The sequence below is a fragment of the Cohnella caldifontis genome (genome assembly GCF_029360585.1).
GTDB lineage: Bacteria > Bacillota > Bacilli > Paenibacillales > Paenibacillaceae > Cohnella > Cohnella caldifontis.
Map to the genome: position 1 here is coordinate 176,385 of NZ_JAQZSJ010000006.1, position 11,950 is coordinate 188,334.

11 protein-coding genes are annotated in these 11,950 nt (G+C 60.6%); 1 reads left to right on the top strand and 10 read right to left on the bottom strand.

Going from position 1 to position 11,950, the window contains the following annotated elements; genetic code table 11:
• Nucleotides 1-37: 37 nt before the first annotated feature.
• From hxlB to PTZ19_RS11505, 8 genes are all read right to left on the bottom strand, one after another.
• A complete protein-coding gene (hxlB, locus tag PTZ19_RS11470; RefSeq protein ID WP_276354547.1) occupies nucleotides 38-601 on the bottom strand; it encodes a 6-phospho-3-hexuloisomerase in 564 nt (187 codons plus the stop codon).
• The gene (locus PTZ19_RS11475; protein ID WP_276354549.1) at nucleotides 585-1,547 is read right to left on the bottom strand and encodes a sugar phosphate isomerase/epimerase family protein; all 963 of its coding nucleotides are present in this window, start codon (nucleotides 1,545-1,547) and stop codon (nucleotides 585-587) included. Before PTZ19_RS11475 ends, hxlB begins: the two co-directional genes overlap by 17 nt.
• Nucleotides 1,538-3,058 carry a PTS sugar transporter subunit IIBC family protein gene (locus PTZ19_RS11480; RefSeq protein ID WP_276354551.1) on the bottom strand — a complete coding sequence of 507 codons (1,521 nt, stop codon included), beginning with the start codon at nucleotides 3,056-3,058 and terminating at the stop codon, nucleotides 1,538-1,540. The genes PTZ19_RS11475 and PTZ19_RS11480 overlap by 10 nt, the downstream gene beginning before the upstream one ends.
• A 125-nt stretch (nucleotides 3,059-3,183) precedes the next feature.
• Nucleotides 3,184-4,227 (bottom strand): NAD(P)-dependent alcohol dehydrogenase, encoded by a 1,044-nt coding sequence (locus PTZ19_RS11485; RefSeq protein WP_276354552.1) that lies wholly within the window; start codon nucleotides 4,225-4,227, stop codon nucleotides 3,184-3,186.
• A gap of 21 nt (nucleotides 4,228-4,248) precedes the next feature.
• The gene (locus PTZ19_RS11490; protein WP_276354554.1) at nucleotides 4,249-5,076 is read right to left on the bottom strand and encodes a carbohydrate ABC transporter permease; all 828 of its coding nucleotides are present in this window, start codon (nucleotides 5,074-5,076) and stop codon (nucleotides 4,249-4,251) included.
• A gap of 2 nt (nucleotides 5,077-5,078) precedes the next feature.
• Entirely contained in the window at nucleotides 5,079-5,969 is an 891-nt protein-coding gene (locus PTZ19_RS11495; protein ID WP_276354556.1) for a carbohydrate ABC transporter permease, read from the bottom strand.
• A 94-nt stretch (nucleotides 5,970-6,063) separates the two neighbouring features.
• Nucleotides 6,064-7,632, bottom strand: a complete 1,569-nt coding sequence (locus tag PTZ19_RS11500) for an ABC transporter substrate-binding protein (protein WP_276354557.1) — start codon at nucleotides 7,630-7,632, stop codon at nucleotides 6,064-6,066.
• 247 nt (nucleotides 7,633-7,879) lie between these two features.
• Complete coding sequence (locus PTZ19_RS11505) at nucleotides 7,880-8,332, bottom strand: cupin domain-containing protein (RefSeq protein WP_276354558.1); 453 nt, start codon at nucleotides 8,330-8,332, stop codon at nucleotides 7,880-7,882.
• 161 nt (nucleotides 8,333-8,493) lie between these two features.
• Between PTZ19_RS11505 and PTZ19_RS11510 the strand changes: the two genes are divergently transcribed.
• Nucleotides 8,494-9,303, top strand: coding sequence for a hypothetical protein (locus tag PTZ19_RS11510; RefSeq protein WP_276354559.1), 810 nt, complete (start codon nucleotides 8,494-8,496; stop codon nucleotides 9,301-9,303).
• A gap of 221 nt (nucleotides 9,304-9,524) precedes the next feature.
• On the opposite strand, the gene PTZ19_RS11515 is transcribed toward PTZ19_RS11510, so the two are convergent.
• Nucleotides 9,525-10,505: an aldo/keto reductase gene (locus PTZ19_RS11515; protein WP_276354561.1), complete on the bottom strand. Its 981-nt coding sequence runs from the start codon at nucleotides 10,503-10,505 to the stop codon at nucleotides 9,525-9,527.
• 422 nt (nucleotides 10,506-10,927) lie between these two features.
• A complete protein-coding gene (locus tag PTZ19_RS11520) occupies nucleotides 10,928-11,917 on the bottom strand; it encodes a phosphotransferase family protein (protein ID WP_276354563.1) in 990 nt (329 codons plus the stop codon).
• Between the last annotated feature and the right edge of the window lie 33 nt (nucleotides 11,918-11,950).

An 11,950-nucleotide genomic window follows, 5' to 3' on the forward strand; every position in this document is an offset into this window, starting at 1 on the left:
CCCCGAAGCGGCCAGCGGAACGAAGTCCGCTTGGCGGTTATTCCAAGTTGGTGTGCCTGCCGGCCATGTCGGACTCGGACTGCTTCAGCTCCTCGCCGAGCAGCAGGACCACCCAGTCGAACAATAGCAGTTGGGTTTGCTCGAACAGCGAGCCCATCGGTTGAACCGACCGGACGTCTTCCGCGCCTTCCCTCATCGTTTGTGCCGGGATATGCAGGATCAAATCCGCCCGCCTGGGCAGCTCCGCGTCCGGAAACGCCGTCAGGAACGCCACTCGCGCGCCCGACGGCCGCACGACGTTCATGAGCGCCTCGACCGTCGCCAAATACCCCGTTCCGGAGCTGGTAATCCATAAGTCTCCCGCCCCGATCGCGGGGGTCGTCACGTCGCCCACGATATGCACCTGCACGCCCAGATGCATCAGCCTCATCCCGAACGCCTGCAGCATGAGCCGTTCGCGTCCGAGCCCGTATATGAACACCCGTTTCGCGCTTGCGATTTCGCGCGCCAGGCCGCGGACGGCCTCGGGCGAAACGGCTTTGAAGCTGCGTTCCAGCTCCCGGATCATGGAATCGCGCGTACGCTCATCGATAACTTCCATGGGTCTGTTCCCCTCCTTCGAGTCCGGCGCCCCGTTTCAGCGATTCCCGCCAATAGTCCGCCGTGCGCTTCATATCCCCGAGCACCTTGGCGTCCGATTCTTCGAACGGGTGCCCGACTTCGATCAGCAGCAGCGCGCCGTCCGTTCCCGATCGGCGGATCGCTTCCAGCACGCGGACGCCGTCGATGATGCCCTTGTCGTTGAATTCGGGCGTAAACGGCCAATGCCGGTCATAGCGGCCGTCGGTTTGCTGCAGGTGGATGATCGGAGCGTATGGAGCGAGCTTCTCCAGCCATCGGTACGGATCCCGGTCTTCGCCCTCCGCGTCGGGAGCGATCGCATGGCCGACGTCCAGGCACAGGGCGAACGCGGCCCCTTGCGGATCCCGCAAGGCGTTCATCCGCTCGAGATGCCGTAACGTATCCTCGATGCCGACGGGCCCTTCCCGCCGGATCGGGGTCTGTTCCCAATAAAACGTGTCGATGCCGTAACGCGGGGCTTGGCTGAGCAGGTACGCCATGCACTCCTCCGCCGAACGCTCGATCGCCTCCCTCCGTTCGACCGCTTGGTAGGAGGCGATGTCCATGCCTCCGTAAGGCCCGCCGGTTCCGCTCGCGCCGAGGGCTTCCGTCAGGGCGAACGCCTTCTCGAACCAGTCGACCCCGTCCCTTCGTCCTTCCCATAGCGGATGCATCAGCAAATTGTGGGAATAAATCGACAGCCCCGTGAACGTGGAATGCAGAACGACGCCGAACTTCGCGCAAGCGTTGCGGACCCTGTACGCGTAAGCGGCCGAATTGTCGGGGCGGCTTCTCGGATCGAACTGGTCAAGCGAGAATTGGACCGTGTCCAAGCCCAACTCCTCTTTCACGATCCGGACCCAATCCCCGGGGTCGGCCCATCGCTTGATCGCGAAACCGGTGGAAACGCCCAATTTCAATTGCACGCCTTGTTCCCCCCTTGACCGCCTTCGGCGGATAAGGCTTTGACTTGCTCCAAAATTTTCTCGTACGCGGCGGGATCCGTGTAATTGTCGATCGATACGCAAAGCCGGCCGCGGGCATGCGAGACGGCCCGCTTCAGCAAGTAATGGTGGGTGACGATCATGTCCGCCTGCTCGGGAATTTGATCCAGCGAAGCATGAACCACCGTCGCCGCGTGTTCGAAATTCGAAGCCCGCAGCTTCTTGCGCAGCATGGCGGCCCCCATGGCGCTGGATCCCATGCCGGCGTCGCAGGCGAAGCAGACGGTGATCGGCCTGCCCCTCTCCGCGGCCGACGGAGGCGGACTCGGCTTGGGCTCGGCAACCTCCGCATGTTCTTCCGTTTCCCGTTGCGCGGGAGGTTCATTCGGCCTTAGGTTCTTGGCAGGCCGCAACACGTGCTGGACTTCTTTCCAGCGATCCACGTGCGACAGACGCTGGATCACGCCTTGTTCCCGCATGGCCGCGGTCTCCTTGCCCAAATCCGCGACCGGACCCAGCACGGCCAACGACAGGAGGAGCGACACCGCGGCCGAAACGGAGATGCCCAAAAAGACGTACCAGATATCTCCCGGAGGAGCCAATCCCGCGATCAGCAGCAAACTGGCGGGCGAAGGAATGGAAACGAGCCCGGCATTCCAGTATTGGAACACGTAAATGCCCGTCATGTTTCCCAGAATCAACGGAAGCAACAGCTGCGGACGCGTCAGGACGTACGGGAAGTAGACTTCCTGGATGCCTCCGAGCGAATGGATGGCCAGGGTCGAAGCGGCATTGCGCCGCAATTTCCCCTTGAGCCGGATCACGTGGGCGAGCAGAACGCCGATCGCCGGTCCCGGATTCGATTCCAGCAGGAAGAAGATGGACTTGCTCAAATCCTTGACTTGGGATATGCCGATCGGGCCTAGAATGCCGTAGCTCATGACGTTATTCAGGAACAGCACCTTAGCCGGCTCGATTACGGCGGCGGAGATCGGCAGCCAGCCCGAGTACGCGATTTGAAGGATCCAGTCGTTCGCCCGGAGGATGAAGCTGGAAACCTCTTGGCCGACGTACGTGAAACAAATCACGGACAGCCCTCCCGCGAGGACGGCCGACAGGAAGTTCGCGGCGAGCAACTCGATTCCGGAAGGAAACCGGTTCTCCAGCAAGCGCTCGATCCGGCTGACGATCCAGCCGAGGATCGGCCCGAGCAGGAAGGCCATGAAGATCATGGAGACCGTACTGGCGAGCGCCAGCCCGAACACGACGATCGCGGCGACGGCTCCTCCGCGCTTGCCCCCCATCAGATGCCCGCCCGAATAAGCGAACAGCACGGGCACCAGCCAATTCAAGAGCGGGCCGACGAGCAAATTCACGTTGTCGTTGGGGAACCAGCCGTATACGCCGAATATGGCCCGGACGAGCCCGATCGCGATGATGATCGCGATGTTCTGGGACACGATCGCGCTGAGAAGCCTGCCGAATTTATACATGACTGTCACCGACTTTAGCGTAGGTCGACTTCATTAGCCCGAAAATCAAAACGCTTACACCTGAACCCTAACACATTTGGAGGATTTCGGCCAGACGGCGCATCTTTCCGCAAAACCCTTCTTTTTCATGGGCAGATGACGATTTTGAGCGTGCGGTTCTTCTCCCGGATCGCTTTCTCGAACGCCCGGGGCGTTTCGTCCAGCGTCATCCGGTCCGTGATGACCGGTTCGAGGTCCAGTCCTTCCGCGGCCATGATGGAGATGCCGGTCGGATACGTGTTGTGATACCGGAATACCCCGCGGATGTCGATCTCGTTGTCCACGATGTAAGGGATGCTGAGCGGCGTTTCGTTCTCCTGCGGCAAGCCGACCAATACGACCCGGCTCCCGCGCCTCACGGCCTGCAGCGCGGATGCCGCGGCTCTGCCGTTGCCGGCGGTTTCGATGGCCAGGTCCGCCTTGCGCCCGTCCGTGAGCCGCAGGATCGCGGCGTTTCCGTCTTCTTCCCGGAGATTGACGACGTCGGTCGCCCCCATCCGCAATGCCCGTTCCAGCCGGAACGCTTCCAGATCGACGCCGATGACCCGTCCCGCTCCGGCCGACTTCGCGGCGAGCAACGCCAGGATGCCGATCGGGCCCATGCCCATGATGACGACGGTCTCGCCGGCCCGGATCTCCCCCCGGCGAACGGCATGAAGGCCCACGGACAAAGGCTCGATCAGCGCGGCTTTCTCATAGGACATCGAATCCGGGATCGGATAGAGAAAATCGGCCCGGATGGCGATGTATTCGCAGAATGCCCCGTCATAGGGCGGCGTGGCCAGGAAACGGACGTCCGGGCACAGGTTGTAGCGGCCCGATTTGCAATGGACGCAGCGTCCGCACGTCACGCCCGGCTCGATCGTCACCCGCTGACCGACGCTCAAATGGCGCACCTCGCGGCCGACGGCCACGACGTCGCCCGCGGCTTCATGCCCCAAAACGATCGGCTTCTCCACCACGTACGGTCCGATTTTCCCATGTTCGTAATAGTGGACGTCCGATCCGCACAGGCCGACCGCGCGAATCCGCACCAGCGCCTCGTCCGGGCCGGGGACCGGGACGGGCCGCTCCTGAATCTCGATCTTCCCCGGCTCCGTCAGCACCGCCGCCTTCATCTTGCTCTCCATTTCCGCATGACTCCCTTCCCTTTATTTCACGGCGCCCATGGACAAACCGCGCACCATGTATTTTCGCACGAGAAAACCGCACAGCACCATCGGCATGATGATCACGGTTCCGGTCGCCATCGCCTGGCCCCACTTGATCCCCGATTGCGACACCAGCAGCGAGACCGCGATCGGAACCGTCTGGGTGCCGTTGCCCGTGAAGATGGAGGCGAAGGAATAGTCGTTCCAGGCGAACATCAGGCACAGCACGCCGGTGGCCACGATGCCCGGAGCCGCGGTCGGCACCGCCACGCGCCAGAAAGCGCGGAATTTGCTGCAGCCGTCGATCATCGCCGCTTCTTCCAGATCGATCGGCACGTCCTTGAAGAAGGTGGACATCATCCAGAGGGCGAACGGGAGGTTGAACGTCGTGTACGCGAACACCAGCCCGGTCGTCGTGCCGATCAAGCCCAGCTTGGAGAAAATCAGATACAGCGGCAGGATGACGGCCGGGATCGGCGCCATCCGGGTGCTGATGATCCAGAAGGAAATGTCTTTCTCCCGCTTGAAATTCCCGCGCGCCAAGGCGAAACCGCCCATGACGCCCAACAGCAGCGACAACGCCGTCGTCACCAGGGCCACGATGACGCTGTTGGTCAGGAATTCGGCGAAATCTCCCCTGCCGGCGAACATCTCCCCGTACACGTCGAACGTAGGCTGGAAAATCAGCTTCGGCGGCATGGAGAACATATTGACCTGCGTTTTGACCGAAGAAAGCATCATATAGAGGATGGGGACGAGTCCCCAGGCCAGGATCACCAGCAACAGGAGATAGAGAACGGTATGCAACGCTCTGCGGCTTGCGGCCATCCTTACGCCTCCTCGCTTCTCATGACTTTGATGAAGAACCTGCCCAGCAGCGTGCTCACGATCAGCATGGTTAAGCCAAGCGCCGCCGCGCCGCCGATATCCTGGAAGCGGAACGCCACCTGCATCAAATAGTAGCCGATGATTTTCGTCGCGTCGGCCGGTCCGCCTTCCGTCGCGATCGTGATCGTGTCCACGTACCGCAAAATATCCATGGAGCGGACGAGCAGCGCCACGACGATCATTCGGCGCACCATCGGCAACAGAATATACCGGACCTTCTGCCAGCCGTTGGCCCCGTCGACCTCCGCCGCCTCAAGCGGCTCTTCCGGCACGGTCTGCAAGCCGGCCAACACGATGATCGTGATGAGCGGGGTCCATTCCCAGACGTCCATCAAGATGACGGCCGGCATGGCGTATGCGGTATCGCCCAGGATCTGGACGTTCATTCCGAGCTTTTGTAAAAACCAGTTATACAGGCCGTACGTGGGATCCAGCAAAAAACGCCATAGCAGCCCCGTCACGATGGGAGCCACGAACAGCGGCAGCATGAGCAGCGTCGAAAACAGGTTGCGGAATTTGGGGATGTGGTACAGCAGGAGCGCGACCGCGATGCCGAGCGCCAGCTGCGCGATCAGTCCTCCTCCCGCGTAGACCGCGGTCCGGCCCCACGATTCCCAAAACGTATCGGCAGTCAACACGCCTTTCCAATTGTCGAAGCCCGCGAAACGGGGCTTATCCATATCCAGCGCGTAATCCATGAAACTGGCATAGATCATGAAGAAAAAAGGGAACAAACTGACGGCCGCCAGTACGATCATGGACGGAAGCAGCATCCAAAACTCCGTGCGGCTCCGTCTTCTCTTTCGGGGGGATTCCCCGGCTGCTAGTGCCACCTGCGCGACCTCCTTTCCGTTATGCGCGGCAACTTGAAGCGGGAACGGGATCAAGCGGGCCGCCGAATGCGGCAAACCCGCTTGATCCGATCCGTCAGTTTCTGGTCAGCTTATCGCTTTGTTTGGCGATTTCCTTCATGGTGTCCGCCGGAGACTGCCGGCCCGCGAGCATTTTGGAAAGCTCGGTGTACACGATCGTATCGATCTGCGGCCACATCGGGATTTTCGGCCGCATGTAGACGTTGCCTTCTTTCCAGGCTTCCTGGGCGGCCGTCAGCGAGGAGGCGAGCGGGAGCTTCTTCGCTTCTTCCGACGTCGGGTCGCTCATCGCTTTTTTCAGCAGCGGCATTTCGTAGACCGAATAACGGGTCGGCGTAAAGCCGACGTCCAGGATCTTATACTGCGTTTGCGGAGAAGTCGCCCAAATCAGGAACAGCCACGCCGCCTTCTGGTCCTTCTCGGGAACGTACTTGTTGATGCCGACGCCCGTGCCTCCGTACATGTTGGCGCGGCCCTTCGGACCTTTGGGCAGGATGGTCCAACCGACCTTGCCGACGACTTTGGAAGATTCCGGGTTTTCGAACGTGCCCGAAAATTCGTGCCATTCCGGAGCCATCGCGATCTCTCCGGCCGCGAACGCTTCGGCGAGTCCCGACCAATCCCAGGAGGTGCTTCCGGGCGCGGCTTCTTTCAGCAGCTTATTGTAGAATTCGGCCGCCGCGATCGCCTCGGGGGAATTCAGCAGCGATTTGCCCGGATTTTCCGTTCCGATATCCCCGATGTTCTGCGCTTGGAAGTATTGGCCGCCGAACGAGGCCAGCACGTTGCTGAAATCGTTCATCAAGGAGTCGTGCTGCTTGGCTTGATGGCCCGTTCCGTATTTGACTTCCGTGATGACGCCTTCCTTCACCTTCTGGTTGATCCAGGCCGCGACTTCGTAGTACTGGTCCCAGGTCATGTCGGGACCCGGCGTCCAGTCGTAACCTTTCTCTTTCATGAATTGGTCTTTGTATTTCTCGAAGACGTCCTTCCGGTAAGCGAGCACCATCGTCGGGTTGTCGTACGGGAGGGCGTACAGCTTGTCTTTGTTGCCCATATAGCCGTCCGCCGTCAACTGCGACTGGATGAAGTCCTCCAGCCCGCCGGGAATGTGCGGCAGGGACGGATCGTTGTTCAGCGTGTTCAGGTCAAGGAAATGTTTGGCCTGCTTCGCGAGGATCTGGTACGGATCCGCGTAGATAATATGGTAGTTGTCGTTGCGGGCGTTGAAATCCAGCCCCGCTTTCTCGATCACGACGTCCAGGTTGACTTGCTCGATGTTGACTTTGATGCCCGTCGCTTTCTCGAAAGTCTCGATATTGGCCGCCAAACCGGAAGAAGGCGGCGTATTCTCGGTAATGACGTTCAACGTGGTGCCCGCGAATTGTTTCCAATCGAATCCCGCGGGAGCTTCGATCTTCGGCAAGCCCTCCACCCAGCCTCCGAACGGATCGGAGTCGGACGATGCGGCTGCGGACGACGGAGCGCTCGGATTGGTCGCGCTTTCAGAAGCGCTTGCGCTCGGGCTCGAACTTTCGGACGATTCTTTGGAGGAGCAGGCGCCCAATACGAGCATGCTTGTCAAAATCATGGCGAGTATGCCGGCTGTCCAGGACCTTTTCAAGTGAATCCCCCTAACTGTTCTTAAGTTGCGTATTCATCCATGCAGCGATAGAAGGATACCGGCCGGTAATCTTTCCTCAAGGTTATTATAAGAGCAGCCGGTCCGGACTTTCTATTCAAAGATCCGGGAAATCTGGCGCTCCGGCTTGCGACAAAAATGCGGGATCGCGCAAGAATAGCGAAAAGAAGCCGCGCCCCTCATGAACCGAGAGGCCGGCTTCCGGCATTCGGACCGGTTTGCTTATGCGTCAGTCCACCATCGTGAAATCGTCGAAATGGAACGCCGGAGCCACGATGCAGCTTACGAACACCGGCTCGTCCCCCAGCGGCTCGGCCTTCTGCCAGACGTTCGCCGGGACGAGCGCTTGCGGGACTTGTCCCTTCTCCGCGTCCATGCCGAGCGTGATGACCGTTTCTTGACCGGGCCGATCTCCTTCGCCGCCGAGCGTCAGTTTCAGCGGACCGCCGGAGTGCCAAAGCCACATTTCGTCGGACAGCACCTTGTGCCATTTCGAGATTTCGCCGGGGTGCAGCAGGAAGTAAACGGCGCTGGCCGCGGCGCGCGCGCCGGAATAGGGGGCGCCCAGCGCCTCGCGCGGGATGTCGAAGGACGCTTTCCACGTTTCGCGGAACCAGCCTCCTTCGACGTGCGGCTGAAGATCGAAAACTTTGACGAGCGGGGATAGCAGTTTGTTTTCCATGGTTTCTCTCCTATTGTCTGGTCTATGCGATAAGTATAGGAGTTCCCGTCTAGTCAGGCAATGCCATGGGGAACAAACTTTTTTATCGGGATGGAAACTTTCGCCTGAATGCAACGGTCTAATCCATCGAGGTGAGCGGAATGACGGACGAACATCGGAAAATGAGACCGAATAATCGTTCCCGGACGTGGCGGATCGCGGCCTTGGCAGCGGTGACGGCGGCGGCGATCGCGGCGTGCGTGATCGCGTTGCAGCCTTCGGGGGGAGAACGTAAGGACGCGTTGAAGCGAGGCTCCTCTGCATCAGAGGAAAACGTCCGCCTGGCACCGGCACCCGAAGCCATGCCGACGTCGTCCCTTGAGGCCGATTCAACGCCGTCCCCGTCTCCTTCAGCGGAATCCGCGGACGCGCCCGTCTATGAGAGCCTTGCCGTCCGGGCCGTCGGTTTATCGGCCTTCGGACGGTTGGAGCTTCGGCCGGAATCCGGCGTCGAGCGGATTTTGCCGCTTGGGGCGCCCAGCTGTATCGGATTGGAGACGGACTTGAGCGTGACCGGGGATTACGGGGTTTACTTCGTTCCGGCGGCCGGCAAGGAGCAGCGGATGGACGTTTGGACCGGCTTGGAAATCATCTCGAAGGAAAACGCGGCGCTCGAGATGCGCAAATTCGATTTCCCGGACGCGGAGCTGTTTCTGCTCATTCCGCGTTACGCCGACTGCCACGGGTTGGAGTTTCGCGCTTACGGCGTGGAGAAGGACTCCGGGCAAGCTTCGGCCTACACATTCCGCTTCGGCGACCGCGACGTCGTGGAATGGACGACTTCGCCGGTCGTCGCCCCGGCGTCGGAAAAAGGCGAACTCGTGGTGGAAGGAGGGCGGGCGGCCGGCCAAGACGGGGCCGAGCGGTACCGCTTCAAGCCCGATCCGGATCGGCACCGGCTCGTCTTGGCGAGCCAAGAGCATATTCCTTGACGCGACGCCTGGGACGGAACCGTCAAGGAGTAGTCGGTTCGCAATCTTACAATTTTGCTCTAGATAACCAAATCCACCTCTCCACCGCTGCAATAGCGCACCTCATGCACGATTTCGTTAAGCTTGACATCCGAAATCATGGCACGCCGAAACAACGGCCAAAAACCCGCAGCTCGCCGGAGCTGCGGGTTTGCGCGCTTGCAAGTATCGATGATGCCGGTTTACCAAGCGTAAGCTTTCGGAGCGTCTCCTCCGGGGCCGGGGAAAATTTCGTCGATCCGCTTCAGCGCGGCTTCGTCCAGCTTCAGCTCGACCGCTTTCAGGCTGCGTTCGAACTGCTCCAGCGTGCGGCAGCCGATGATCGGCGCCGTGACCGCCGGCTGGTGGAGCAGCCAGGCAAGCGCCACGATGTCTTCGGACTCTCCCAGCTCGGCGGACAGCTTCGCGAACGCTTCGAGCTGCGGCCGGTGCTTCTCGATGCGCTCCTGGTTGGCGACGCTGCGGCGGCCTTCGCTCGGCTTCAGCGCCGAACCGCCCAGCAGTCCCCCATCCAGCGGACTCCAGGGAATGACGCCGAGTCCGAGCGCCTGTGATGCCGGCAGCACTTCCAGTTCGGGCAGGCGGCACAGCAGGTTGTACTTATGCTGCTCCGAAATCAGCCCAAGATGCCCCCGGGCTTTGGCTTCTCCTTGAGCGACCGCGATGTCCCAGCCGGCGAAGTTGCTGGAGCCGACGTACCCGATCTTGCCCTGCTGCTGGGCGATTTCGAACGCGCTCCACAGTTCTTCCCAGGACACCGACCGGTCGATATGGTGCATTTGGTAGAGTTCTACATGATCGGTCTGCAAACGGCGCAGCGAACCTTCCAGGTGGCGGCGGATCTTGTAGGCCGACAGTCCCCGATCCCGATTCGGTCCGTCGAGTGGATCGCCCATGTCGCCGTAAACCTTGGTGGCGAGGATGGTTTTCTCCCGCCGCCCTCCGCCTTGGGCAAACCAACGGCCGACGATTTCCTCGGTCCGTCCGTGATTGTCCTTCCCGCCGTAAACGTTCGCCGTGTCGAAGAAGTTGATGCCCGCGTCCAACGCGGCGTCCATAATGCGGAACGACTCTTGCTCCTCCGTCACCACACCGAAGTTCATCGTGCCCAGGCACAGGCGGCTGACCTTCATGCCCGACCGTCCCAATTTCGCGTACTCCATGCTTGATCCTCTCCCTTCCGGAATCTAGCACCATGGTACGCTTTTCCTTGGCCGATTTCAAATGCGCGCCGGCAGCGGTCCGATCGTAAAGCGGCACTCACCTATCAGACCGACCGACTGGTTCGAGCCGATGTACGGAAATATCGGACAACGACCGGAAATTTCCATAAAAAGAGGGCGGATGTACGATAAAGTCGGACAACGGCGGCTCGTTTGTGAGATTTCGAGCGGGATGTACGATAAAGTCGGACAACGGCGGCTCGTTCGTGAGATTTCGAGCGGGATGTACGATAAATTCGGACAACGGCGGTACGTTTGAAAGACTTCGATCGAGATGCACGATGAAATCGTTCAACGGAGAGCTCGGGAGGTTGCTTTTTTGCGAGGCAATGCCATAAACCGACGGTCCAGCCGGGTTTCTCCTAATCTCGCATCGCGGCGATCCGTTCCGCCAAATTGCGCGCAGCCCATTCCAAATGTCCGCCCTCGAAGCCCCGGTACGCGCATTCGATCCGCAGGACAAGCGCGAGGTGCAGATCGTAAAGCTTGCGGCGTTCCGCGTTTTCCGGCGCGCGAGGGTCCAAGCCGTACGCCTCCCAGAACGCTTCCGACTGGCTAAAACTGCTGAAGTGGTACTCCATCAGCGGATCGCCCCAAAGCGCCCTTTCGGCGTCGAATAACCCCGTCAACGTTCCGTCCTCGCGGACCATGACGTTGCCGTCCCATAAGTCCCAATACACCAGCCGCGGTTCCGTGACCGCGTCCAGCAGGGGAAGCCGATCTTCCACCAAACGCCAGACCGTGTCATACGGCAGCTCCACGCCGGCTTCCCGACCGTCCTCGAACAGCCAGCGCACCATCATCCGGAACGCATCCTTCCATTTGGCGTGCCCGTGCTCGGGCAACGCGATATACCCGAACCATTCGCCGCGGATTTCGTTGATGCGCCGGTTGCAGCGCCCGATCGCCGAATCCGCTTCCGCGATCCGTTCGGGGGGAAGCCGTTCCTTCAGCCGATTGTAGGTTACGCCCTCGAGCTTCTCCATCACGATCAGGTCGCAATCCAGAACCTCGCGGGCGAACTCCTCATGGTACAGCCGAGGAACGGGAACGTCCCCGAGCGCTCGGATCGCCTTCAGCGCTTCCGCTTCGGCTTTCATCAAGTTCCGTTCGTACCGCAGCGTACGGGCGCCATCCGGCGGGGAAACCTTCACCACGCATTCCTTGCCGTCCGACAAAGCGACCCGGTAGGCCGCGTTAAACCAGCCGTCGGTCAGCGCCTCCATGCGTTTCATGGAGATTCCCTGCCCGAACGCGCGGCGCACGACGGCTTTCATTTCCGTCTCGTTCAATGTCCGTTTCGTAAGGCTCTCGATCGCGGGTCCCCCCTGGGTATCGGAGTGTAAACGCATATCTCCTATTAAATGGAAACCATCTCCAATTTA

What these genes read in the sequence shown, in the direction of transcription:
- hxlB (WP_276354547.1), bottom strand. Translation starts at nt 601, where the DNA reads ATGGAAGTTATCGATGAGCGTACGCGCGATTCCATGATCCGGGAGCTG.
- PTZ19_RS11480 (WP_276354551.1), bottom strand. Translation starts at nt 3,058, where the DNA reads ATGTATAAATTCGGCAGGCTTCTCAGCGCGATCGTGTCCCAGAACATC.
- PTZ19_RS11485 (WP_276354552.1), bottom strand. Translation starts at nt 4,227, where the DNA reads ATGGAGAGCAAGATGAAGGCGGCGGTGCTGACGGAGCCGGGGAAGATC.
- PTZ19_RS11490 (WP_276354554.1), bottom strand. Translation starts at nt 5,076, where the DNA reads ATGGCCGCAAGCCGCAGAGCGTTGCATACCGTTCTCTATCTCCTGTTG.
- PTZ19_RS11505 (WP_276354558.1), bottom strand. Translation starts at nt 8,332, where the DNA reads ATGGAAAACAAACTGCTATCCCCGCTCGTCAAAGTTTTCGATCTTCAG.
- PTZ19_RS11510 (WP_276354559.1), top strand. Translation starts at nt 8,494, where the DNA reads ATGAGACCGAATAATCGTTCCCGGACGTGGCGGATCGCGGCCTTGGCA.
- PTZ19_RS11515 (WP_276354561.1), bottom strand. Translation starts at nt 10,505, where the DNA reads ATGGAGTACGCGAAATTGGGACGGTCGGGCATGAAGGTCAGCCGCCTG.
- PTZ19_RS11520 (WP_276354563.1), bottom strand. Translation starts at nt 11,917, where the DNA reads ATGCGTTTACACTCCGATACCCAGGGGGGACCCGCGATCGAGAGCCTT.